The sequence below is a fragment of the Izhakiella australiensis genome (genome assembly GCF_002006995.1).
Taxonomy (GTDB): Bacteria; Pseudomonadota; Gammaproteobacteria; order Enterobacterales; family Enterobacteriaceae; genus Izhakiella; species Izhakiella australiensis.
In genome coordinates this window covers 1-22,239 of the sequence record NZ_MRUL01000033.1, presented here as the reverse complement: position 1 = coordinate 22,239, position 22,239 = coordinate 1, and the positions used below count along the sequence as shown (strand labels likewise).

Below are 22,239 nucleotides of genomic sequence, written 5' to 3'. Positions count from 1 at the left end.
CCAGACTGAACGCTATGCCCGGTTATGTGAGCACTACGGAATGACGCCGTCCCGTAATAACAGCGGCCGGGGTCATGAAAACGGCTCGGTTGAATCCGCCCACGGACATCTTAAAGAGCGTATCCGTCAGGCACTGCTGTTACGCGGGAATAACGACTTCAGCGACCTGGCTGAATACCGACAGTTCGTGACACAGCAGGTACTGCGCCATAACCAGCGTAATCAGGATCTGGTCCGACAGGAGCTGGCTCACCTGAAACCGCTACCGGGCCCGGTTCTACAGTGCCGGCGAGTTGCTGCAGGCGCGGTCGTTGCTGAGGCTGAACGAAGTGCTTCTGAAGCTGGATCGCTACCGGGTGATAGTGATAGACGACCTTGGCTATGTCAAACGTGACAATGCGGAAACAGGCGTGCTGTTCGAGCTTATCGCCCACAGATATGAAAGAGGGAGCCTCATTATCACAAGTAACCATCCGTTCAGCACGTGGGGCAGCATCTTCGTGGACGAAACAATGGCAGTGGCAGCGGCCGACAGGCTGATCCACCATGGATATATCTTCGAGGTAACAGGAGAAAGCTACAGAAAGAAAACGTCGAAAGCAGTAACCCAGCAGTCAGTTAAGAAGTAACTGAAAGGCGGCCAGAATAGTTGACGCGTACCGGCCTGAGTAGTTGACGTCTAATACCTATTGAGCTGATTTTATATATAACCGAGGTGAACATGCTGATTCATCTGACATTCCCTGTCAGGACGGGGGGCGGAATATCACCACTGCCCGGACCGGGCACGTTCACACTGAACCCACACCCTGCGGGAGATAAATTATGCCTGCCAGTATTATCCGCGTCACTAAGGTGACCTGCGGCGACCCGAGCGCACCCGTCGCTTTCTTTGCTGCTGACGCTGCCAGCATTGTGTACTTCGACAGCCCCGATGTTACCTCTTCCCCTGTATGCCGATCGCTGCCAGGCTGGCTTTCCCTCGCCGGCAGGTGACTATGTCGAATCGGAACTGGATCTGAACGAGTATTGTATTCAGCGACCATCGGCCACGTTCTTCGTGCGCGCCATTGGCCAGTCCATGACCGATTTCGGACTGTACAGCGGCGATCTGATGATCGTGGATAAATCTGAACGGCCGCAGCACGGCGATATCGTGATTGCTGAAATCGACGGCGAATTTACCGTCAAACGCCTGCTGCTGACCCCACGCCCTGCCCTGCAGCCAATGAACCCGTCATTTCCGACGCTCTTTCCCGATCCGGAACAGCTGCAGATTTTCGGCGTGGTCACGTCCTTTATTCATAAAACCCGGGGGCGCGAATGATGTTTGGACTGGCCGACGTCAACAGTTTTTATGCCAGCTGCGAGACGCTTTTCCGGCCGGATCTGCGTGGTAAACCCGTGGTGGTACTGAGCAACAATGATGGATGTGTAATTGCGCGCAGCGCCGCCGCCAAAATTTTGGGGATCAAAATGGGGGTGCCGTGGTTTCAGATTAAGTCGCAGGATTTTCCGGAAAGCGTGCATGTCTTCAGCTCTAACTACGCCCTGTATCACAGTCTCAGCCAGAGAGTGATGGCGTCGCTTGAAGAAATGACGCCGCGCATCGAGCAGTATTCGATTGATGAGATGTTCCTGGACGTGACGGGCATTGGCGCAGTAGAAGAGTATGATACCTTTGGCCACCGTCTACGTGCACACGTTCTTTCCACGACGGGGCTGACCGTGGGGTGTGGCCTGGCACCGACCAAAACGCTGGCAAAATCAGCACAGTGGGCAGGCAAAGAGTGGAAGCAGTTCCGTGGCGTACTGGCGCTGACGCCGGAAAACAGGAAACGAACCGAAAAGCTGCTCTCACTGCAGCCCGTGGAAGAGGTCTGGGGTGTTGGTCGCAGACTGTCTAAAAAACTGGCCACGATGGGTATCAAAACCGCCCTCGACCTGGCACGCAGCAACCCGGCGCTTATCCGGCGAAATTTCAGCGTGGTGCTGGAGCGTACCGTCCGCGAGCTGAACGGCGAATCCTGCATTCTACTGGAAGAAACGCCCCCACCGAAACAACAGATAGTCTGCAGCCGCTCCTTTGGGGAGCGGGTCACGACGTATGACGCCATGCGGCAGGCAGTCTGTCAGTACGCTGAGCGTGCAGCTGAAAAGCTGCGCAGTGAGCGGCAGTTTTGCCGGCACGTCGCCGTGTTTGTGAAAACATCACCATTTACTGAGAATGAACCGTATTACGGAAATGTAGCCAGTGAGAAGTTACTGATACCCACGCAGGATACCAGGGACATCATAGCCGCAGCTATGAAGGCATTGGATCGGATATGGTTGAATGGGCATCGCTATGCAAAGGCTGGTTGTATGCTGAATGATTTCACGCCCACGGGGGTTTCGCAGCTGAATCTGTTCGATGATACTCAGCCCCGAAGCAACAGTAATCAGCTGATGAAAGTCGTGGACGGTATTAACCATTCCGGTCTGGGGAAAGTATGGTTTGCGGGACGCGGCATCGCTCCTGACTGGCAAATGAAGCGAGATTTACTGTCGCCAGCATATACGACAAGATGGGTAGACGTTCCTTCAGCAAGGCTCTGTTAAAAAATAGCATGAAGTCATGAAGTCATGAAGTCATGAAGTCATGTAATTTTTAGGTTCGCTCAAACATATATGTCTATCGGGGTAGTGCAAAATCGAGGGTTCCTGAAGCGAGAGGCAGGTTTAAAAAATCGCATGAAAGAATGACATCATGAAAAAATGCTTTCATGATGTCATTCTTCAATTATTTCATTTTATTTCGATACATGTCATACCCAGTAAGGAGCATATCGGTCATCGAGATCCCCTGCTCTGCTGCATATGCTTTCATTTCTTTATGTTTCGACACCGGAACTTTGATTTGGATAGGTTTAATAGCCGAATCCGGAACAGCCCCTTTTCCGGTAACATCCAGTGTAGGTTCGTCCTCTTTCGGGGGCTCAATTTTAATTGATTTACCAGGGCCTTTCATAAACTTCCTCATACTCAGGATAATGATATCGTTAAATCATGCTATCATGAATTAATTATATCATGAATCTCTTCAATCATTTGTTTTGCAGTTTCATTCAACGATTTGAATGGCGTTTCATGTAATGCCCGTCCAGTATCCAGAGCTTCGCCGTAACTGGTTTTGAAGGGTATGACTGTATTGATTACTTTATAGCCCCACGCCTTGATAGTTTCCTGAGCTTTTTCGCCCTGCGATTGAGATGGTGATTTTGAAACGATAAAGACAATCTTGCTCTTATCAATCCCCTTCTTTATCAATTCACGAGCCAGTTCAAGCGAGGGTTCCAGATCATCAATGGTAGTCCCCGTGGTGATAATGACGAGGTCAGATTCATCTGCGACATCCAGTGACGTTGTCTCTGCAGCAGGGCGTCCATCGATGATCAGCAAATGACAGCTATCTTTCATCCTGACAGCTGTTTCAACCCGGCGGTAAAGAGCACAATCAATCGGGCTTAGCCCACTTTTCTCGCGTCGTTCTGTCCACTTCAGTGAGGTTTGTTGTTTGGTGTCTATATCAGCCAGGTGCGTCTTCCATCCAGCTTCTGAAAATCCAACAGCAAGCGTTCTAGCTTTAGTGCTTTTTGAACCACCGCCTTTCTGACCAACGATCGATATAACCTTTCCCATGACATCACCCCATCATTAAATCATGCTTTCATTATCAAGTTCTACAACTGAGCTAACTATGACATAGCTGAGGCAAAGGAACAACATTAAATCATGATTTAATGATTTCAGTAAAACATGAATGTAAATATTTATCTTAATAACAATAAATTACAAATAAATGAAATCATGATTTAATCATAGCATGATTTCATTTATTGAATAACTAAAACGAGCAAACTTGTCCTGACATAGAAACCTTCGATACTAAACACCCCAAAAAAAAAGCCACTTTCGCGGCTCTGTTTACAGATGAATAATTCTATGGAGCATCAATTGCCAGGCGGGACATTTCAGCCAGGGCCTTCAGGCACCTGGGCTACAGTTTATGTTGGTCCAGAGCCTCCATTCCCAAAAGAACGTACCAGAATTTATAGAGTATTCTGGATAACAACGTGGCACGCAGCCGGTAGTTTGCTCTGGCTTGTTCAGTTGCGGTGACGAGTTCATTCAAAGTCGTGTCATTGTTCATCATATTTACCTCGACCAGGCCAAGGACATCCTGTGCCTTGTGCACTCAATCGTTCGATCACGACCTCTACTATGCAGCTCTTAGGTGCCAGTCTATGCCACCACAGTGTTTAATCGAAACCGCGAGTCAGCTCTGAACTTGCTTCTGAGCAGGCGAGGGGTTGGACAAGCTCGCCGGGCGCGTCAGGATGTGACATTAGGGTATACTTCAAATTAACCTATCCATAGTAGGTCAATCCGTATCATTGTGACTACATAAATGATACCATCAATAAGGAGACCACTTAAACGTAACCAGAAGGGTGAAAAATGCTCATTTTTGGCTATCTGCGCGCTTCCACATCCGGACAGGATGCAACCCGCGCAAAAAATGCCCTGAAACAATTCGCCCGTCAGCATGGCCACCGCATCGCCGGATGGTACGTGGACAATGCCTCAGGTACCACGATGACCCGCCCGGAACTGCTACGCCTGCTGGATGATGCAGAGCCGGGCGATGCCATCCTGATTGAGCAGGTCGACCGGCTCTCCCGTCTGGACGACGCGGGGTGGGAAATACTGCGAAAGCAAATCACCGACAAGCAGCTGGCCATCGTCAGTCTTGACCTGCCAACCAGTCATCTGGCGCTATCCAGCACAGTAAGTGATGACTTTACCCGCAGCATGCTGAAGGCCGTCAACGGCATGCTGCTGGATATGCTTGCCGCTATTGCCAGAAAAGACTACGAGGACCGGCGGAGACGCCAGGCGGAAGGTATCAGTAAGGCGAAGGCTGAAGGAAAATACCGGGGCAGGGTGGCCGATGCGCAGAAGCATGAATTAATTCGCACTCTCAGGCTGTGCCACGGAAAATCGCTGCGGGAAACAGCACGCCTTGCCGGCGTATCTAAAATGACGGTAATTCGCGTCTGCAGCAAAGGATAAGAGTAAAAAAGGAAGACCGAACAACCCCGGAACGATCCTCTGAAGGAATGGCAATTCCGTTCACCGATAATATTAGCTTTTCCCGGGCTGTGATAACATCTCCGGGTCATTTTTCAGAGCCAGGGCTGATGAAGAAGAAAAGCAGTACACCCACTCCCCACGATGCCACGTTCAGGCAGTTTCTGACGCAGCCGGACATTGCCCGGGATTTCATGGAAATTCACCTGCCCGCAGAGCTGCGCGCAGTCTGCGATCTCAGCACGCTGAAGCTGGAGTCCGGCTCGTTCGTTGAGGATGATCTCCGCCAGTATTTCAGCGACGTCCTCTACAGCCTGAAAACCACCGCCGGTGACGGATATATTCATGTCCTGGTCGAGCACCAGTCAACGCCAGACAAACATATGGCTTTCCGCCTGATACGCTATGCGGTGGCCGCCATGCAGCGCCATCTGGAGGCAGGGCATAAAAAGCTGCCGCTGGTCATACCGGTGCTGTTCTATACCGGTAAACGCAGCCCGTATCCGTACTCCACCCGGTGGCTGGATGAGTTTGACGATCCGGTGCTGGCAGGCAAACTCTACAGCAGCGCTTTCCCGCTGGCAGACGTTACCGTCATTCCGGATGATGAAATCGCCGGGCATCGCAGCATGGCCGCCCTGACTTTACTGCAGAAACATATTCATCAGCGCGACCTGGCAGAACTGGTTGACCGGCTGGCGCCCATTTTGCTGGCGGGGTATCTGTCTTCATCGCAGGTGATATCGCTGGTACACTATATAATACAGGCAGGCGAAACATCCGACGCCGAAGCCTTTGTACGCGAACTGGCACAGCGTGTGCCGCAACACGGAGACGCACTCATGACCATCGCACAACAGCTTGAACAGAAGGGCATCGAGAAGGGCAGGGCTGAAGGGCTGCTGCTCGGTGAGCAACGTGGAATTGAAAAAGGCGAGCGTGAAGCTACCCTTAAAATTGCCCGTACTATGCTGCAGAACGGTATCGACCGCAGTACCGTCATGGAAATGACCGGTCTGACTGAAGACGACCTGGCGCAGATCCGCCACTAATCCCCCTTTCCTGGCACTCCCTGTCCGGCCATCAGCGAATACTGGTGGGGCAGGGAGGCACCAGACTCAGGCTCTGCCTGCCAGCCACAGCGATTAAACAGCTTCATCACCCCTGCCACGTTTCCCGTCAGACGCACTGTCAGCGGATTTATCTGTCGGCCGCTGTCGTCAAAAGCGACATCGAGGCTGGCCCGTGAGAGATAAATACCGTTCACGCCCGCACTGAGCGCCACAGCATTCCGGCCGGACCATTCCCGATCGCTCAGCAGACGGTAGTTGTAACGGCTCGCAATCGTAATCCCTCGAGCTCGCAATCAGCGCGATTTTCGGCTCACATTAACTGACAATGAAAATTGCTTCGTGCTCACATTCAGTGACAATGAGCTCGCAGTCATCTTTTCCGGCTTGCAATCCATCATCATGTGCTCACGATAAATGATAATGAAATACTGCCCGCCCACTTTAGCGCTATCGATACCGCGACAGGCAGCCTCTGGTTAGCGCTCCACCGCCCGGGTCGGTACCTGTTCGCTGATAAGTGAACAGTGCAGTGTGACGGGATTGCGACCCACGTCCGTCAGCACACCATCAATAAAATCACAGGCGAGAATATTGTCAGGCCAGTGACGACGTGCCGAGTAGACGTTGACATTCACGTACACACCGCCGTTGAGCCAACCGAGTCGCTCGGTCTTGATCATTTGTGGTGTAAAGCGGGCCATGCCGCCTTCTGCCGGAAGATTGATTTCTGCCCGCCCCAGATTGATTTGACCGACCTCATCCGCAGAAGTCTGCTTCTGAGACACGGGCCATCCATACCAGCTGGCAGATACCGTGATACTTTCACGCCCCTGCATTAGGGTTTTCCTAGCTGCTGGCGACAGGGCAACCTGAACCCGCAAAACCGGTAAGGACTGGGTAGCTTCTGCCAGTTTGGCTCCCCGGGCATTCCAGCCAATCACCAGAACCAGGAGTAACGCCCAGAGGTCATATCGCTTCAGTGCTTTCATCATATTGGCAGCCCCACTGCCAACATCCTGTCCCGCAGTTCTGCCGTTCTGGCCGGGTCGAGCTGATGGTTGAACATGGCCCTGATCTCTGCCGGTTTGGCATCAAACTGCTCCACCATGTCTTTCAATCGATAACCATGACGCGTTAATGTCGGCTCTAAATCGTCAAGCTGGCGGGAAAGTACCGATTCAACCAGGGCGGCAGTTATCGGTTTTTCTCCTGTCTGATAACCTGCTTCCAGGGCCAGCGTAAGATGCAGTTGAACCTGAAGTGGCGTACGCAGTTTCATTGCCAGCAGGTCGATAGCGTCGGCGGTCAGAATGTCTTCCGGCTTGCCTTTCCCCATACTGGTTTTCAGTAGCCACTGAATATATTCCCGTTGGCTACCGGTGATCCCATCCAGCGTAAAGATATCCGTGCGATAGCCGATCTCCTCCATGGTTGGGCGCCGCAGATCATTGCGCAGTTTGGGGTGACCAGCCAGAACAACCGACAGCCTGCCGCCACCGTCTTCTACAACTTCCATCAGCCTTTTGAGTCCGATTAGTGTATGCCCGTTCAGGTCATGCGCTTCATCGACGAACAATGCCACTGGCCGTTTTCCTTTTTTGACCAGCTCCTGTAACTCACGCTCGCGTCGTTCGCCCTGTTTGGGGATCTGGACCTGTTTATCCTGCGTTAAATCGTAAAAAAGCGCGTTGATTAACGTGGCCAGTTTAATGCTGTGTTTTTCAATCGACAGGGAGCGAGCTACAGTAATTTTATTTTCCTCCCTGAGGCGCTGCTGCAAACGCCGTAGCGTGACTGTCTTGCCGCTGCCAACCACACCACAAACGGCAATTAACCGGCCTTCGTGGATAGCACCGCGGATATCCTTGATAAGCTGCTTATGGTGGGCCGTCTCATAGTAACCGGCCTGATCGATTGGCTGCGCCAGCCCATAATGTTCCATTACCTCAACCCGCATGATCCTCTCCTGATCGACTGTTGCGGAAATACTCCCTGACCCGGGCGAAGACCTCACTGCTGATCAGCGTGTCAGTCAGTACCTGGTCGATAAATGCCTTGTCTTCACCCGATAATTTCGCCAGCGGTGTAGCCAGATCTGCCGCAATAGCCAGCTTCGCGGCCACCGGTGTAGGAAAACAGTATTCAAACGCTGCGGACTCGAAGGGCTGATGTGGCAACACCTGCGTGCTCTGGACGCCGTCGGCCACCAGTTTGAGGTCACTGCCGGATAGGGCGCTGATAGGTAAGTTCAGCTGCCGGGCCAATGACTGGATACGGTCTGCCCGCACCGCCGCTTTGCCGCGTTTGAATGCCCGATAGCGGTGCAGAGGTATCGGGCCGGAAACAGGAAAATAAGGCCCCCACTTTTCGCCGTCAAACTCTACGAACATTTCGTCATCAAAGAGGCCCCACAGCAGGATCACGGTTTCACCCGCCATGTCGGGTTCGACTTCGTAAGCTGTCCCGTCAACCGTTATGCGGGCATCGACACCCACCTTGCGAGATTCCGGCTCCCGGGCGAAGCGGCAGTATTGTTCCCAGGTGCACATGTCCTGCACCCCCTCAGGGGGTAAATGCATCAACCAATCTTCCTGGCGGGAATGTTTTTCGCTGCGATGCCGCTGGGCGTTATACCGAATCAAGTAGTTCCAGAGCCATTCGTTCGCCTGCTGCTCTGTTTCCGGTTTATGAAAATGATACAGCGTTTCGTGGGCTTCTTTGACTGTGCGGAACGGACGCTCTACCTTGCCTTTTGACCGGGCAGTGGTGCGGGTGCCATCTTTGCCTGCTGGCATATGCGTCTGCCAGTCAATATGCAGTGCCTGCATCACATTCTGGAATACATGGCTTTTTGCCACCGGGCCATTATCGAGGTACAGCATTTTAGGTCGCCCCTGGAGAGACATCTCCGGATGGCTTTTAGGCGCCATGGCATTAAACAGAAAACGCAGGGCAGATTCCGCATCTTCGCCATACACGCAGCGGTATTCCTGGTAATTCACTCCGCTGCGATCGTCCACCACGCTGAATAACATCAGTGTGGGCAGCCCGCGGGCCGGATCAATCCACTCAGGGCATTCGATATATTTGAGATCGGAGGGCGACATATCGAACTGCCAGCAGTCATTACTGCATTCAGCTTGGAACCGCGCTGATGGCGGCTCCCGTAACAAACGTGGGTGATCGAGTCGGAACAGGGACAGATAGCGGTTAACCGTTGGCCGGCGCAACAATCCCTGCGGAAGTTTAACCAGTCCCTGAGCCGTTTCCACACCATGTTCTTCAAGCAACTGAATAGCCCGGGTCGTGAACAGATGACGGCCTGCCTTATTGGTAGTACGCAGTTTCAATGCAGCGATCAGTTCGCAATAATGTTCGAGTTCGGACGGCGGTAGTATTCGGGGTTTTCCTTGATCACGCCGGTGTGAAGTGTGAGGTTTCTGGAAGACACGGAGCGTACGATAGACGGTGGTGACGGAAATGCCATACAGCAGCGCCATCGCGGTGATCTGGGCCGCGCGCTCCGGACTTTTTGGTGGCAGGCGGTCAAGCCGTTGCCGCAGTTGCAACAGAGAATCAGTGGGAATGGCCTTACGCCGGCTGCTCATCACGATCCAGCACACGATAGACAGAGGCCCGGCCGATCCCCAGTTGGCGGGCAATTGCAGTGGCACCCATTTTTTCGTCGACGTACAAGCGACGAACCTCAACAGCGTCGATGCGTGGTTTGCGCCCCTGATAAACCCCGCGAGCTTTTGCGGCAGCAATACCTTCCAGCTGGCGTTCGCGGCGTAGGTTGGTTTCAAACTCAGCGAAGACACCCAGCATATCCAGAAACGCCTTACCTGCTGCTGTGCGCGTATCGACAGGTTGTTCTGTCGCCTTGAGGGTAATACCCTGCTGGTTCAGGGCATACACGATATCCTGCAAATCTTTAATGCTGCGGGCCAGACGATCGACTCGCGTGACAATCAGCGTGTCTCCCTTCCGCAGAAAATCCAGCAGAAGTTGCAGCTCAGTTCGGCCATCCCGGCTGGCACCGCTCGCTTTTTCTGAACGGATGATTTCACAGCCCGCGGCGCGAAGCGTCTGTATCTGCAAAGCCAGATCCTGATCGTTACTTGAAACCCGGGCATAACCGTAAAAGGCCATTGTTATGAAAAATGTCTCGTTAGACTCTAGATGAAGAAAACGTAGCACTAACATGAGACAAAAACAACCCAAATGAGACAGAAAAACTGTCTCACCGGATTGTGTGTTTTAGGTACACTGAAAAAATACAATTTATGTAGTGACAGATTAACTGCTCCGTTAGCATGTGGTTGTAATTCCTGTTATAACAGGACCGGGCGCATGCCACACAACGACATTGCCAATACTCTGCGGCAAAAAACGACCGCCGTAATTATCGGACAACGGTTGGCAATTAATAAAAAATATCCTAATAGTTAACTAATCTACTCTATTTCCGTTGAAGGAATATCTGTGCTTCCCTCTGATGATAATTATGACAGTCTGCAATCACGCCTGACTGTCCAGCCGCCTTATTATGCATTCAACCGCGTGTATGCAGATGTACATAGTGATGGCATATATGGAGATTTTATCCCCGAACAGCCGGTAGTTGGTGAACATGCTGCCATTTCGGTCGCGGAGGCCGGCCGACACGTGGCTATATTGGGTACCCTACTGGGAGAATCCTTGACGACGGACCACGGCCCCAGCTACTACCTTGCCATTGAGGCTGATGTCAGCGGAGCGGATGAGCCTGTCCTCCACGCTCAGCCAGGTGAAGCGATGACCGCCTACGTGCGCTGTCGCAAGAACACAGCTAACAGGCTGACTGTTGATGGCAAGTTGCTCTATAAAAACAAGGCGTTGCTCATATTTGTCGTTTCCTATGTGCGCCTCGGCGAAACACAGTTTCGCTTTCTCTATCGTGATGCAGCTATGCCGACAGGCACAGCCATTATGCCAGTAATGTCACCCTGGCGTCACCCGGTGCCGCTATCAATGTTGCCAGAAATACACCGGGGAAAATTGTCCGCAAAGATAAATAGTCACAATCCGCAATTATGTGCCGGTCATTTTGAAAACTATCCGATGTGGCCAGTTGCCATTGTCATGTCGGCAGCAACACAACTTATTACCACGCTGCTGAGACAGACATTTTATTCAGAATTGCAGTACCGGATTATCAGCGCAAACATGCGGGCAAAAAAATTGCTTTCGGTAACGGAGGTTATTATTTTTCATGCGGAAATAATTAATCATCAGGCCGGCGATGTAAATGTTCGCTGTCTGATAAGCAGTAACGACGGTACGCCAGAACAGGTCGCCGAACTGCAGGTAAATCTTATTATTCACGACCGTAAGGAATGTGCTATGAGTAATTTTGATGATAATTTTTTCCTTTTCCTTTCAAATATTAATCCGGAAATCTCTGCTACCTATAACGAAGATAGAACCATGCTCGTCTCAACGTTTTGGCAGGACTCTGTCGATGCGTTGACGGTACTTACTGAAATAGAAAAAGAATATGGTATCAGGGTCCCCGACAGTGATTTTGCAAACATGGATAAAATGACCCTCCAGGGACTTTGCGATATTGTCAGGTCCATGACCAGTGGTACAGCATGAGTATTGTGATAACCGGGGCAGGATGCGTGAGCCCGCTGGGACTCACGACAGCTGAAACCTGGCAGGCAATGCGTGATGGTGTTTGCGCCATACACCCGCTAAAACTGGAGTCAGCCATAGATTTGAGCACTCCTGTTGCTGCTCAAGTGAAGGGTTATGATCCTGAACAGCATTTCACGCGCAAGGAACTGATGTCGCTTGATCGCTCCACTCAGTTTGCGCTGATGGCCGCAAAAGAAGCGGTGGCGCAGGCAAGGTTAAGTTTCGATGATGTCACGCTGCGACAGCGAACTGGCGTTATTATTGGTTCAGCTAACGGTGCAGAGAGCACCAGGGAGACGCTTTTTGCTGTTTATCACCAGGCAAAAAACCGCTCACCGATATTTTCTCCACTCAGCGTTCCACGGCTGATGTTCAATGCCCCGTCGGCTCAAATCAGCATGTTCTTTGGCCTGCAGGGGCCTGCATTTGCGGTTTCCAGCGCCTGTGCCTCCGCTAATCACGCGTTGATTCAGGCTGCCGGACTACTGACTGCCGGGTTGGCTGATATTGTCATCGTCGGCGCGACTGAAGCCAGTATCACCCCCGGATTCATTCGTGCCTGGGAATCTCTGCGAGCATTATCTTCTGACACATGCCGTCCCTTTTGCACAACCCGCAGTGGGCTGGTCATAGGGGAAGGCGCCGGCGTGTTTGTGCTCGAACGAGAAACTGATGCCGCCGCACGTGGTGCAACGATACTGGCCAGGCTCGCAGGATTTGGCATGAGCAGTGATGCGGGGCATCTGACGCAACCGAATGCAGAAGGCATGTTACGAGCGATGCAACAGGCAACAGAGATGGCAGACATATCGCCACAAGAGCTGGATTATATTAACGCTCACGGTACCGGAACCCGCCTCAATGATGTCACGGAAGCAAAAGCGATCGTGGCGCTGTTGGGCAGCCACGCCGAACGCGCTGCGGTGTCCTCAACCAAATCAGCCCATGGACATCTGATGGGAGCTGCGGGTGCCGTCGAACTGATTGCCGTATTGGGTGCGCTCAATGAGGGTGTTATTCCCCCAACGTTGAACATGCAACAGCGTGATGTCGAATGCAACATCAATATAATTTGTCAGCCTGAAAAGAGAGTGTTGAAAACGGCACTGTCCAACTCATTCGCCTTTGGCGGTATGAATGCTGTTCTGGCTCTGAGATACGCAGCAAATTGAATAATGTCACCCTGCTTTTTTCATTTGCAGTTATTGTGAGCTGGTGATGATGGATTGCAAGCCGGAAAAGATGATTGCGAGCTCATTGTCACTGAATGTGAGCACGAAGCAATTTTCATTGTCAGTTAATGTGAGCCGAAAATCGCGCTGATTGCGAGCTCGAGGGATTACGATTGCGAGCCGTTACAGTTAAGTACCGGAATAACGTCATTGAATGCGATCATGGCAAGCTGAAAAGGATAATCGGCGCCACACTGGGGTTCAAGTCGATGAAAACAGCTTACTCCACGATTAGAGGTATTGAGGTGATGCGTGCACTCCGCAAAGGTCAGGCCTCAGCATTTTATTATGGTGATCCCCTGGGTGAGATGCGTCTGGTGAGCAGAGTCTTTGAAATGTAGAGCCTTTTAATAAAAAAAAGGCTACATCATTCCGAACTTTGCAACAGTGCCCTCCAGATTATCTTCTTTATTGATTTTCATTTCCGGCCTCCTTCTTTTCCAGTTGTGTTGGATTTAGCGTGACACACTCGGCTTTACTGCGCGTAATCCCTTCGCGATCATGAAGATTAAGATATACGGGAGCGGCGGGTTTAAACGCCACTAACTGATGATTAAAGCGTTCTACGGCAGCGCTGAACAGCTGATATTCTTCAGGCAGAACTCTGAACCCCGTAAAACCGTAGCCAAAATGTTTAAATTCCATGAAAATCATCGTGCATTTTTTCATTGTGGCGGCAAGGGCTTCCAGTGGAGGAATATCTTCTGCCAGCGGAATACGATTCCATACATCACGATGAATTTCATGAATCCTGTTAAATTCAGTCACCAGTTCGAGGTTATCCAGAACCTCATTCTCTTCTATATTCCTGACGATGGCATTCAGTGAGGCATTTGCGCTTTTCAGCTGGTTATAAATTTCCTCCTGAATATCTGCCGGGGTTTTCACCTGCATGGAGATCTGGAAAGGCAGACGACCACAATCAGCAATATACTGATAAAGTGCGCTAATCGCTTGTGTATGGCTAATATCGATTTTCTTTAATACTTCATCGGCCTTAGCCTTAATATCATCGTCAATTCGTGCATTAATGGTCGCCATCGTTCCGCTCCTTGTGGTGATTACATATCAACCATAATGCACCTTTGCATTACACACAACAAAATAATGCAAAAGTACATTACAAAGAGCTTTGACGCTTCATTTTTGCCAGCCTGGACGTTCAGGTTGTTCTGTCCAGTTCTAACAGTGCCTCGCTCCATCACCATCAATCCTGTCCTAGGGATCAACTAAAAATGCTATCCAGCATGGACATTTCGTCACTATCGGAAAAAGTGTCCAGAAAATTTCTGATGATCGTAATTAATTATATTGACCCACAGTGAAAACCGTGAGTCTGTTCAGAACTTGTTTCTGAGCAGGCGAGGGGTTGGACAAGCCCAGAGGGCGCGTCAGATTGGCTCATTAGGGTATATCCGAAACCGACCGGTTTCGTACACTGCTTACAGTGTATGTCCAAAACTTAGTGGAAATAGTTTCGTACATACGTTATAATTCGTACATGCATTTCGTACAGAAAATTACGCTATGTCACGAGTTTTTGCTTACTGTCGGGTCTCCACGCTTGAACAGACTACTGAAAATCAGCGTAGGGAAATTGAAGCAGCCGGTTTTACCGTTAAACCCCAGCGCCTGATTGAGGAACAAATCAGCGGTTCGGTCGCCGCCAGCGAACGGCCCGGTTTTGCCCGATTACTTGATCGCATGGAAAATGGCGATGTGCTGATAGTGACCAAACTTGATCGCCTGGGTCGTGACGCAATGGACGTGCGGAAGACCGTGGAGCAGCTGGCTGCGTCCGGTATTCGCGTACACTGCCTCGCGCTGGGTGGCGTGGACCTCACCAGTGCGGCCGGCAAGATGACCATGCAGGTCATTTCGGCGGTGGCAGAGTTTGAGAAAGACCTGCTGATTGAGCGCACACATTCTGGCCTTGCAAGGGCCAGAGCAGCAGGTAAACGGTTTGGTCGGCCACCGGCGCTGAGCCAGGAACAGCGGCAGGCAGCGGTTGAACACCTGAAAGCAGGTGCCAGTATCAGCGCTGTTGCCCGCGAGTTTGGTACCTCACGTCAAACCATCATGCGCCTGCGTGACGATGCAGTCAGCCCGGAGTTACCAGAATAAAGGGGAGGGGACAAAATGAGAGACAATACCCTGGCCGAGTGAAGGCCGGGCGCTGGAGTTGGCCGCCGGCGAGCCCGGGCTTTCAGTGTGGCATGGCCATTTTGGTAAATTCCCGGCCGGTTACCCTGACGCTGGCCCGGTAATTCATTATTTGGTAGTTACGTCGCAAAGAGTCCACGGGATTGTACAAACTATGTGATGGGGCGATAATTATAACTGCTCGCAATCAGCGCAAATTTTGGCTCGGATTAAGTGCAAATGAAATTTGATTTATCGGACAAAAAAGCCCTTAAGGGGGGAACCGTTCAGTTGAGCGTCAAACCCCAATTCCTGCAGATAACAAAACAATTTCTGTCATCACCCTGAAGCTGGCGGATGCCGAGGGTAATCCCGCATCGGTGGAAAAGGTTGAATTCATCAACTCGTTATCCTTAGAAACATTAACTCCTGCGACTGGATCTCCGGGCGGCACTTATAGAGCTCAACCCATTCATCAGGATAAGTGGAAATAATAAGTATATCTGAAGGATTTTTTTGCTGACGATCGTATAAGCGTATTCCAGCCTGCCAAATGAGGACAATTTTCTGTCTATATACTCCCGTAGCGTTTCCGTTATGGTCTGATTTTCATTGAAGGCAGAAAACATACAGGCTCCGTCGCAGTCTCATTTTCCCTTTTAGCGATATAACCTGGACCTAAGTATAGATACGTATAAAACTTAAGCACAACTTACAGTTCAGTAAACGCAAGCTATAATAACCTTCGTTAGGCGAATAGTAAAAAAAACCTGACCTTTCGGTCAGGTAGCTAATACAGCCAACACCAGGGAAAAACTGTTCCGGTCAGACAGGATACGCAAAAAGTCACTGCTGACCGGGTCCTTTACTTTAACACTGCTTATTTTTTCTTTCCAATTAATCTTCGGCATCACGGCCAGCCAGTCAATTCATCGCGCCCCAAACCTGCAGCACCAACGCAGGAGCATGCTTATTCGCCGACGTTAAACCACACTAACGGGACACCTCAATAAACAAAATGCATCAGTGAAATAACTGAAATCATTCACGCTACTGAAAACGAAGCGGATGCCCTGGGTCGCAAAACATGCAGTAAATAAAGTGATGAAAGCCAAATGTCGTCATATTATAGCTTCGCTCTCATTACCCCATACTGTCAGAAGCTGCGCAGCCAGTACTGACATCTGAATAGTGCCAGCTGGTGTTGACATGCAGGGGAAGCTCTTGCAGTACCAATACAACCCCTGTCCAGGCTGCACCTTATCAGGTTATTTAGCTAAAACAGGCTGTTATTGTGTTTTCTGTGTATTCACCTCGGTTCACGCCAGACCGGATAAAGCTCCGGCATACCCTCTATGCGCAGGGGAGAGGCAGCGTCATAATAGCCCCATCTTCTGAGTAATGTACGTGTACTGAGCCTGGTGCATTCTGCATAACAGGGAAATCCTTCTCTGTCGAGCATGGTATTAAGGGTATTGAACAGACTGCTAACTAAGCTTCCACCACGCGAAGATTTATGTACCGCCAGAAGTGATATATAAAAATGAGAAGGGGCTTCTGGATGGAAATATTCAAGTCCGTTATTCAAGGTCAATGCAGCGTTATAGCATGAGCCACAAACGTCGCGTAGCTGGTTATCGAACAAAATACGTTCTTTATCATTCATATACATTGAGTCCGGCCGGAAATAAACCAGTACGCCTGCATTGTTTTCAGTAAGCAGCGTACCGCCGCGTTCGCTGGCGAGGTCAACGTAAATACGAAAAAAATTCCGTAACGTTTCTAACCGCTTTTCAGAGTCGGGAAAAATAATCTGATGTAATGGTTCGCTATAAAACGCTGTCGCCAGAACTTCGCATACTCTGTCCAAATCACCTTTACTGGCGTGTCTACATTTCATACTACCTCCTGATTGAAATGAGGTGCTAAAAGGTGGTCATAATATCGTAAATGACCATGATGATCATTTCTTACTCTTTGTTCGAAAAAAATTTATAGGTTTTAATGACTATAGATATGATGAGGATAAAATAATAAGGCAGATTATTTTAGCATATTTTCTTTCCTGCCGGAGGGGAAACGATTTTAAGTTCGGTAGCCAGACTGACCGCATGTCGTATATTTCTGACACCCATTTTCCTGACAATATTAGCTGTATGAAACTTCACGGTCCCTAATGAAATATGCAGCAACTCAGCAATTTCCTTGTGTGTTTTCCCGGTTGTGCACCAGTACAGGATTTCATTCTCACGTGGTGTGAATACTATTTTTGTTATTTTATGATTATGGTAGACATCAAGCAGCATTTCATGCGTGCTCAGTAATAAACACTGAAGATCATCCTTGTGATTAAGGATTAGATCAAGAGTTTCTTTTTTTAATAGATTATCTATATATAAAGATAGTATTCCCAGATTATTTTGATGATCATGTAATACAAAAGCATAGCCTGAAGTGATGTTATAGGGTTTTACCGGCGAAAAAATGCTCCTTATCTCCCACCGGGAACTGATTTTGAGATTTTCATCCCAGTAGAATGATGTGACACGGTTTAACGCACTGAGAATTACAGGATCAATGTTTTGCTTACCTCCATCAAGATAATCATCTACAAGTTTATCCGGAAAATTACTCAGGATACTCATACTGTTCATTCTGGACTTATTCATTACAGAATATACGTAGTGTATATTTCCATATTTCAGTAAATTCTTTTCCAGAAATGACTTAACATAACGGTTTTTTTCATCATTTGAATACAGATCATTATCCATAAGTAATTCTCCATTTTTGTTGTATTTTTATAGTTATTATATGCAATGCTCAGAAGGTGAAATCATATTCAGCTCAGTTGCCAGAGTAATTGCATGTTTTGCATTTCTGGCATCCAATTTTTTTGTTATATTAGCCATGTGATATTTAACGGTGCCAACAGAGATGTGAAGTAAAGCGGAAATTTCAGAGTAAATCTTACCAGTGGTGCACAAAGAAAGAATTTCAGACTCCCGTGCAGTTAGTCTATTGCCTGTAGTTTTGTTTTCCAGATAGGCGTGAAGCAACATATCATGAGTGTTAATTAATAAGCCCTGTAGCTTATTCTTGTTTTCTTCGATTTTCTCGCTCATTTCACTCATTAAATATTTATCCATGTAAATAGATAATATAACGACATTATTTTTACAATCATGCAATACAAATGCATAACCACTGGTGATATTGTAGGGCTTTACCGGCCTGAAAATACTTTTCATTGACCACTGGGCTCGAATTTTAATGTTTTCATCCCACGAAAAGGAAGTAACCCGGTTCAGGGCACTAATGATTACCGGGTCAATATTCTGATTTTTTTTCTTCAGATAATTAGCCACCAGATGCTCAGGTAAGTCGCTAATGATAAGGATTTTATCTGTGTTTGCTTTATTCATAACAGCATAGACATAATTAATCCCGTCATAGTGCGCCAGGCTTTCATTAAGGTAATGCCTTATTTTGCTGTTTTTTTTAGTATCTGAAAAAAAATTATTATACATGCCCACCACTCTCATATGATGTGCGCCCGTAGCACATTTTACTCTGATGAATACGCTCATTATTATAATGCCAGAACAAGTTGTCCAGACCCTCTTTGTCTGAGGTGACATAGCTTTTTTTCGTATGTTTTATGCCATCACGTACCCTCTGTCCACCCGATGGGGCTCTGTCGCGTTATAGGCAGTAAGTCAGCAAAAGCTGCGCTGCCTGTTTTTCAGCCAATCAACCGATAGAATTGTTCTGCCGGTAACAACCTGTTCCCCTGCGGATGTTTATACTGCCCTTTGCGTATCTTATGGATTAACTCAATGCCGGCCAGTATCGTCTGCGCCCGACGAAATGATTTGAATCCCAGCATCGCTCGTATCTGCCGCTTGATATTGGGGTTTGGGGAGCAGTGGAACCCAAAAGTCGGTTAAGCGGTTCATTTGAGTAGCCAAAAAATTGTTAAATAAATCAGTTGCGATTAAGGCGTCTTTTGCTCTACAAACGGCCAGAATTATTATACTTAAACGGAACCATTATAGTGCTCAGGTTTTGCTAAACCAGGCGTAAAGCCTGCTTATAGAAAGGTTCAAATCCTCAGCGATATCCTTAACTCGTTCATGGGAAACCGTCCGAGCCTGCATCCGCCTGATAGCTTCCTTCTTTACGGCAGGTTCAGCTGGCCTAATCACAGGTGATTTCATCCAGATTTGATACCGCCTGGCGACTTCACTGGCGCGCACCTTGTGCAACAGAGATGATCCCGGTTTCAGGGATGCAGCTTTATACGCCTTCTGCATCATTTTTACCTGTTCCTTCGGGCACAGGTCGCCGCGTTTGATACGCGCAATTACATTGGCCCGACAGTTGTTTCTGTATGAAATGCTCGCCAGGGGTTGCTGCCTGGGGATACCCCTGCGCTCACGGTAGTCAGCTAAGGACATCTGATGAACTTTTGAAACGTGTGGCGCCAAAAAATCAAAAAACTTACCACACTCACGACACTGAATTTTATCCGTTTCTTGTGGCGTATTTTTCATTTGATCAACCATAGTCTGGTGATTTATTCGTTGAGCCCGGGGGGGGGGGGTGAAAGACATCAACCGGAAGAGTGAAGCCTCACCCGGGCAGAATTCAACCTTCCAGCCACAACGGTCCAGCAATTTCTCCAGCCCCGCCACGCAGCCGGAAATCCTGGACATAAGCGGTGTGATTTGTTTTCCACCATCATCAAAAGCCGCATCGAGAGAAGGACGGGACAGGTATATCGCGTTAACGCCGGGAGTCACAGGCACCGCGTATCGGCCGGTCCACTCCCTGTCAGTGAGCAGCCGGTATATCCAGTGCATCTCTTTTGCCGTTTCGAGCGCGTACGTCAGCCGGAACAAATCATTCTGTTTCAGCAGCTCACCGGTGCAGGAACGCCAGAGGTAATCGAGCTTGTGAAGCATCTTTGCTCTGGCTCCCAGAGTCCGTCCCTGCTTCAGCAACCATTCGATATCCGGGGCCACGTCGCGGGGAAACCGGTGCTGTTTAAGCGCGGTGGCAAGCCAGCGGGTCAGGAACAGATTTTCCTGGGATTCAGAACTGACCTGACCGTCACGTTTTGCCAGCTGAAGTGCTACCATGGCGCACCATGCCAGATGACCGGATTTTATCGTCAACGATTCAGTACTCACAGATAAATACGTCTCCCTGGCGTTATCTATTTTGTACGCCGTACATACATGACAGATATGGTTAATTATACAGCGATAATTACTCTGACTGAGTGTTTTAAAGGTTTTTTTAGTTATGCGTTTACGCATGAAGGCGACAAAAATTGTCTCATACGACACTGCTGTTGATGATGCGCCCGGTGGCGTAGGGATGGAGGAACTGCTGTTCGCGGGGTGGAGAGCGGATGGCGGACCTGCAGTCTCTGGCGCACACGGCGCGGCTGCACCGTCTGGAGCCGCGGGCATGAAGGAGTCCGCCTGGAATTCGGAAATTATCCTACGCTAAGCGTTTTGAGCCTGACGGGTGATTTCCTTCCATTGAGCGGAGAACCTTGCCAGTAGCGGCATCCCCACCGATTAATTTTTTTCGTCATCAGTCCTAAAAAACTTTGGCGGCTTGCCACTTACAACCTCCTCTTCCGAGAATCATCCTATGTCGCCATGACGACATATAATTATATACAGTCACAGCAGGAACGGACCAGAATATGCTCTATCACACCTCCCCGGAAATCATCACCTCGATTAAGAACGGTCTTTTCGGCCAGGCAGTGTGCTTTTCAGCTTCACCATATTTCATGAGCAAAAATCCCGATTCCGCCTGGGTTTATAACCTGGACACGGACGCCCTGAATTCAGGCACAGATTTCGCTGAAGATGATTTCTGGCTTCAGCGGCAGCGGTATGACGCGGCGATGCTGATAGGTTATGACGGCGTGGAGCAGAGGGATGAGCAGTGGATGTTTTCATTAGAAAAAATCGTCGCCCAGAAACCGGTACGTTACGCAGAATGGAGTCCCTTTGAACAATAAGGAATTAAAAGCATTGCGGCTGATACTGACGCTGGAACCCGGCGAAGCGGCCTGTCATATCGGGAATAAGGATATCCGCACCTGGCAACGCTGGGAGTCCGGAGCCTCTCCTGTCCCTCAGTATGTTATCAATCTGATGGATGACTATAATCAGCTCCGCGATGCCCTGGTGGAAAAACGCTATGCCGAATTTCACCGTAAAGGTGAGCTGATTATGCTGAATTTCTATATGACGCTCGATGAGTTTGAGGCTGCGACCGGTAAACGTGATGTGGTGATGTGGCGCATCACGAATTCTGTTGCCGGGGAATGCTATTCCGCCGGTATCGCCAGTCTTGAGTGAGCCCCTGCCATGTATAAAAACCGATATTATCAGGAAGAGGCTTCTGACGCTGCAGTCCGGGAGCTACAGCTGGCCGATAGAGCCTCTCTGGTCATGTGCTGTGGTTCCGGAAAAACATACACCGGAGCACTGATTGCCCGGAAGCTGAAAGCCCGGCGCCGCGTTGTCGTTGCCCCGACAATTTTGCTGGCTGCACAAATAGCCGGGGAATACCGGTCCCTTTTATTAGGCGACAATTACCCCGTCCGATTCGCGACAATTACTCTGGCCTGTTTGTAACCTTAGCGTCCCGTTTTTTCCCCTCCCGGGAGGGTTCTGTCGCATTAACGCCAGCAGGTTGCCGGAAAGCCTGGATGGTGATTGTTTACGCAACAAGAAGATAAAACTGCTCTGCCGGGGACAAACCGTCTCTGTGCGGATTCTGAAGCTGCCCTTTGCGTAGCATGTGGATGATTTCGATGCCTGCCAGTATCGCCTGCGCCCTCCGGAATGATTTGAACCCCAGCATCTGGCGTATCCGACGTTTGATATTCCGGTGCTCCTGCTCCACCAGGTTGTTCAGATACTTACTCTGCCTGACCTTAATGC

The 22,239-nt window shown here is 49.5% G+C and carries 22 protein-coding genes and 7 pseudogenes; 13 read left to right on the top strand and 16 right to left on the bottom strand.

What is annotated here, in order from left to right; all coding sequences use genetic code 11:
- From BTJ39_RS23315 to umuC, 4 genes and pseudogenes are all read left to right on the top strand, one after another.
- A pseudogene (locus BTJ39_RS23315) lies at nucleotides 1-268 on the top strand (IS21 family transposase); the annotation flags it as partial.
- A pseudogene (locus BTJ39_RS23310) lies at nucleotides 264-629 on the top strand (ATP-binding protein); the annotation flags it as partial. The pseudogenes BTJ39_RS23315 and BTJ39_RS23310, both read left to right, overlap by 5 nt.
- A 305-nt stretch (nucleotides 630-934) precedes the next feature.
- On the top strand, nucleotides 935-1,327 hold the full coding sequence (gene umuD, locus BTJ39_RS23305; protein ID WP_078005065.1) for a translesion error-prone DNA polymerase V autoproteolytic subunit: 393 nt from the start codon (nucleotides 935-937) through the stop codon (nucleotides 1,325-1,327).
- A complete protein-coding gene (umuC, locus tag BTJ39_RS23300) occupies nucleotides 1,327-2,601 on the top strand; it encodes a translesion error-prone DNA polymerase V subunit UmuC (protein WP_078005068.1) in 1,275 nt (424 codons plus the stop codon). Before umuD ends, umuC begins: the two co-directional genes overlap by 1 nt.
- 181 nt (nucleotides 2,602-2,782) lie before the next feature.
- Here umuC and BTJ39_RS23295 read toward each other — a convergent pair whose 3' ends face one another.
- Both BTJ39_RS23295 and BTJ39_RS23290 read right to left on the bottom strand, forming a co-directional pair.
- Complete coding sequence (locus BTJ39_RS23295) at nucleotides 2,783-3,010, bottom strand: hypothetical protein (protein ID WP_078005064.1); 228 nt, start codon at nucleotides 3,008-3,010, stop codon at nucleotides 2,783-2,785.
- A 44-nt stretch (nucleotides 3,011-3,054) separates the two neighbouring features.
- Nucleotides 3,055-3,681: a ParA family protein gene (locus tag BTJ39_RS23290; protein WP_078005063.1), complete on the bottom strand. Its 627-nt coding sequence runs from the start codon at nucleotides 3,679-3,681 to the stop codon at nucleotides 3,055-3,057.
- An 819-nt stretch (nucleotides 3,682-4,500) separates the two neighbouring features.
- Between BTJ39_RS23290 and BTJ39_RS23285 the strand changes: the two genes are divergently transcribed.
- A complete protein-coding gene (locus tag BTJ39_RS23285; protein WP_078005062.1) occupies nucleotides 4,501-5,115 on the top strand; it encodes a recombinase family protein in 615 nt (204 codons plus the stop codon).
- A gap of 128 nt (nucleotides 5,116-5,243) precedes the next feature.
- Complete coding sequence (locus BTJ39_RS23280) at nucleotides 5,244-6,185, top strand: Rpn family recombination-promoting nuclease/putative transposase (RefSeq protein WP_078005066.1); 942 nt, start codon at nucleotides 5,244-5,246, stop codon at nucleotides 6,183-6,185.
- Here BTJ39_RS23280 and BTJ39_RS23275 read toward each other — a convergent pair.
- From BTJ39_RS23275 to BTJ39_RS23255, 5 genes and pseudogenes are all read right to left on the bottom strand, one after another.
- Nucleotides 6,182-6,466 (bottom strand): annotated as a pseudogene (locus BTJ39_RS23275) (DUF2913 family protein); the annotation flags it as partial. The gene BTJ39_RS23280 and the pseudogene BTJ39_RS23275 sit on opposite strands and share 4 nt — an antisense overlap.
- Nucleotides 6,467-6,682: 216 nt before the next feature.
- Entirely contained in the window at nucleotides 6,683-7,198 is a 516-nt protein-coding gene (locus tag BTJ39_RS23270; RefSeq protein ID WP_139356406.1) for a hypothetical protein, read from the bottom strand.
- Nucleotides 7,195-8,220, bottom strand: coding sequence for an ExeA family protein (locus tag BTJ39_RS23265; RefSeq protein ID WP_422386063.1), 1,026 nt, complete (start codon nucleotides 8,218-8,220; stop codon nucleotides 7,195-7,197). Before BTJ39_RS23265 ends, BTJ39_RS23270 begins: the two co-directional genes overlap by 4 nt.
- A complete protein-coding gene (locus BTJ39_RS23260; protein ID WP_078005059.1) occupies nucleotides 8,153-9,814 on the bottom strand; it encodes a DDE-type integrase/transposase/recombinase in 1,662 nt (553 codons plus the stop codon). The genes BTJ39_RS23265 and BTJ39_RS23260 overlap by 68 nt, the downstream gene beginning before the upstream one ends.
- Nucleotides 9,798-10,358, bottom strand: a complete 561-nt coding sequence (locus tag BTJ39_RS23255; protein ID WP_078005058.1) for a recombinase family protein — start codon at nucleotides 10,356-10,358, stop codon at nucleotides 9,798-9,800. The genes BTJ39_RS23260 and BTJ39_RS23255 overlap by 17 nt, the downstream gene beginning before the upstream one ends.
- A gap of 333 nt (nucleotides 10,359-10,691) precedes the next feature.
- Here BTJ39_RS23255 and BTJ39_RS23250 point away from each other — a divergent pair, with 333 nt between their 5' ends.
- The 3 genes and pseudogenes from BTJ39_RS23250 to BTJ39_RS23240 form a co-directional block, all read left to right on the top strand.
- The gene (locus tag BTJ39_RS23250; protein ID WP_078005057.1) at nucleotides 10,692-11,846 is read left to right on the top strand and encodes an acyl carrier protein; all 1,155 of its coding nucleotides are present in this window, start codon (nucleotides 10,692-10,694) and stop codon (nucleotides 11,844-11,846) included.
- Nucleotides 11,843-13,060 carry a beta-ketoacyl-[acyl-carrier-protein] synthase family protein gene (locus BTJ39_RS23245; protein ID WP_078005056.1) on the top strand — a complete coding sequence of 406 codons (1,218 nt, stop codon included), beginning with the start codon at nucleotides 11,843-11,845 and terminating at the stop codon, nucleotides 13,058-13,060. Before BTJ39_RS23250 ends, BTJ39_RS23245 begins: the two co-directional genes overlap by 4 nt.
- A gap of 188 nt (nucleotides 13,061-13,248) precedes the next feature.
- A pseudogene (locus BTJ39_RS23240) lies at nucleotides 13,249-13,461 on the top strand (DDE-type integrase/transposase/recombinase); the annotation flags it as partial.
- Between the two features lie 67 nt (nucleotides 13,462-13,528).
- Here BTJ39_RS23240 and BTJ39_RS23235 read toward each other — a convergent pair.
- A complete protein-coding gene (locus BTJ39_RS23235; protein ID WP_078005055.1) occupies nucleotides 13,529-14,161 on the bottom strand; it encodes a type II toxin-antitoxin system RelB/DinJ family antitoxin in 633 nt (210 codons plus the stop codon).
- Nucleotides 14,162-14,647: 486 nt separating this feature from the next.
- On the opposite strand from BTJ39_RS23235, the gene BTJ39_RS23225 reads away from it, so the two are divergent.
- Nucleotides 14,648-15,244 carry a recombinase family protein gene (locus tag BTJ39_RS23225; protein WP_078005053.1) on the top strand — a complete coding sequence of 199 codons (597 nt, stop codon included), beginning with the start codon at nucleotides 14,648-14,650 and terminating at the stop codon, nucleotides 15,242-15,244.
- Between the two features lie 471 nt (nucleotides 15,245-15,715).
- Here the strand turns inward: BTJ39_RS23225 and BTJ39_RS25225 are convergent.
- From BTJ39_RS25225 to BTJ39_RS24405, 7 genes and pseudogenes are all read right to left on the bottom strand, one after another.
- Nucleotides 15,716-15,891: pseudogene (locus BTJ39_RS25225) on the bottom strand (autoinducer binding domain-containing protein); the annotation flags it as partial.
- Between the two features lie 680 nt (nucleotides 15,892-16,571).
- Nucleotides 16,572-17,162 (bottom strand): hypothetical protein, encoded by a 591-nt coding sequence (locus BTJ39_RS23215; RefSeq protein WP_078005052.1) that lies wholly within the window; start codon nucleotides 17,160-17,162, stop codon nucleotides 16,572-16,574.
- Between the two features lie 148 nt (nucleotides 17,163-17,310).
- Nucleotides 17,311-18,036 carry a helix-turn-helix transcriptional regulator gene (locus BTJ39_RS23210; RefSeq protein WP_078005051.1) on the bottom strand — a complete coding sequence of 242 codons (726 nt, stop codon included), beginning with the start codon at nucleotides 18,034-18,036 and terminating at the stop codon, nucleotides 17,311-17,313.
- Between the two features lie 36 nt (nucleotides 18,037-18,072).
- Nucleotides 18,073-18,852: a helix-turn-helix transcriptional regulator gene (locus BTJ39_RS23205; RefSeq protein ID WP_241825967.1), complete on the bottom strand. Its 780-nt coding sequence runs from the start codon at nucleotides 18,850-18,852 to the stop codon at nucleotides 18,073-18,075.
- A gap of 155 nt (nucleotides 18,853-19,007) precedes the next feature.
- A pseudogene (locus tag BTJ39_RS23200) lies at nucleotides 19,008-19,175 on the bottom strand (IS6 family transposase); the annotation flags it as partial.
- A 148-nt stretch (nucleotides 19,176-19,323) separates the two neighbouring features.
- The gene (locus tag BTJ39_RS24410) at nucleotides 19,324-19,830 is read right to left on the bottom strand and encodes a MucR family transcriptional regulator (protein WP_096777781.1); all 507 of its coding nucleotides are present in this window, start codon (nucleotides 19,828-19,830) and stop codon (nucleotides 19,324-19,326) included.
- Nucleotides 19,831-19,911: 81 nt separating this feature from the next.
- A pseudogene (locus tag BTJ39_RS24405) lies at nucleotides 19,912-20,406 on the bottom strand (DUF2913 family protein); the annotation flags it as partial.
- 578 nt (nucleotides 20,407-20,984) lie between these two features.
- On the opposite strand from BTJ39_RS24405, the gene BTJ39_RS23185 reads away from it, so the two are divergent.
- From BTJ39_RS23185 to BTJ39_RS25490, 3 genes are read left to right on the top strand one after another with little or no spacing between them, the layout of a single operon-like run.
- A complete protein-coding gene (locus tag BTJ39_RS23185) occupies nucleotides 20,985-21,308 on the top strand; it encodes a hypothetical protein (protein WP_078005047.1) in 324 nt (107 codons plus the stop codon).
- Complete coding sequence (locus BTJ39_RS23180; protein ID WP_078005046.1) at nucleotides 21,298-21,651, top strand: Aca2/YdiL-like domain-containing protein; 354 nt, start codon at nucleotides 21,298-21,300, stop codon at nucleotides 21,649-21,651. Before BTJ39_RS23185 ends, BTJ39_RS23180 begins: the two co-directional genes overlap by 11 nt.
- 9 nt (nucleotides 21,652-21,660) lie before the next feature.
- Entirely contained in the window at nucleotides 21,661-21,930 is a 270-nt protein-coding gene (locus BTJ39_RS25490) for a DEAD/DEAH box helicase family protein (RefSeq protein ID WP_078005045.1), read from the top strand.
- 85 nt (nucleotides 21,931-22,015) lie between these two features.
- Here the strand turns inward: BTJ39_RS25490 and BTJ39_RS23170 are convergent.
- A partial coding sequence (locus tag BTJ39_RS23170; RefSeq protein ID WP_139356381.1) for a DDE-type integrase/transposase/recombinase occupies nucleotides 22,016-22,239 on the bottom strand: 224 nt, incomplete at its 5' end.

Excerpts from the sequence above, each read along its gene's own strand:
- BTJ39_RS23210 (WP_078005051.1), bottom strand. The coding sequence starts at position 18,036 with ATGGATAATGATCTGTATTCAAATGATGAAAAAAACCGTTATGTTAAG.
- BTJ39_RS23270 (WP_139356406.1), bottom strand. The coding sequence starts at position 7,198 with ATGATGAAAGCACTGAAGCGATATGACCTCTGGGCGTTACTCCTGGTT.
- BTJ39_RS23245 (WP_078005056.1), top strand. The coding sequence starts at position 11,843 with ATGAGTATTGTGATAACCGGGGCAGGATGCGTGAGCCCGCTGGGACTC.
- BTJ39_RS23225 (WP_078005053.1), top strand. The coding sequence starts at position 14,648 with ATGTCACGAGTTTTTGCTTACTGTCGGGTCTCCACGCTTGAACAGACT.
- BTJ39_RS23215 (WP_078005052.1), bottom strand. The coding sequence starts at position 17,162 with ATGAAATGTAGACACGCCAGTAAAGGTGATTTGGACAGAGTATGCGAA.
- BTJ39_RS23280 (WP_078005066.1), top strand. The coding sequence starts at position 5,244 with ATGAAGAAGAAAAGCAGTACACCCACTCCCCACGATGCCACGTTCAGG.
- BTJ39_RS23290 (WP_078005063.1), bottom strand. The coding sequence starts at position 3,681 with ATGGGAAAGGTTATATCGATCGTTGGTCAGAAAGGCGGTGGTTCAAAA.
- umuC (WP_078005068.1), top strand. The coding sequence starts at position 1,327 with ATGTTTGGACTGGCCGACGTCAACAGTTTTTATGCCAGCTGCGAGACG.
- BTJ39_RS23235 (WP_078005055.1), bottom strand. The coding sequence starts at position 14,161 with ATGGCGACCATTAATGCACGAATTGACGATGATATTAAGGCTAAGGCC.
- BTJ39_RS23260 (WP_078005059.1), bottom strand. The coding sequence starts at position 9,814 with ATGAGCAGCCGGCGTAAGGCCATTCCCACTGATTCTCTGTTGCAACTG.
- BTJ39_RS23255 (WP_078005058.1), bottom strand. The coding sequence starts at position 10,358 with ATGGCCTTTTACGGTTATGCCCGGGTTTCAAGTAACGATCAGGATCTG.
- BTJ39_RS23185 (WP_078005047.1), top strand. The coding sequence starts at position 20,985 with ATGCTCTATCACACCTCCCCGGAAATCATCACCTCGATTAAGAACGGT.
- BTJ39_RS23285 (WP_078005062.1), top strand. The coding sequence starts at position 4,501 with ATGCTCATTTTTGGCTATCTGCGCGCTTCCACATCCGGACAGGATGCA.
- BTJ39_RS25490 (WP_078005045.1), top strand. The coding sequence starts at position 21,661 with ATGTATAAAAACCGATATTATCAGGAAGAGGCTTCTGACGCTGCAGTC.
- BTJ39_RS23205 (WP_241825967.1), bottom strand. The coding sequence starts at position 18,852 with ATGAGCGTATTCATCAGAGTAAAATGTGCTACGGGCGCACATCATATG.
- umuD (WP_078005065.1), top strand. The coding sequence starts at position 935 with ATGTTACCTCTTCCCCTGTATGCCGATCGCTGCCAGGCTGGCTTTCCC.
- BTJ39_RS24410 (WP_096777781.1), bottom strand. The coding sequence starts at position 19,830 with ATGGTTGATCAAATGAAAAATACGCCACAAGAAACGGATAAAATTCAG.
- BTJ39_RS23295 (WP_078005064.1), bottom strand. The coding sequence starts at position 3,010 with ATGAAAGGCCCTGGTAAATCAATTAAAATTGAGCCCCCGAAAGAGGAC.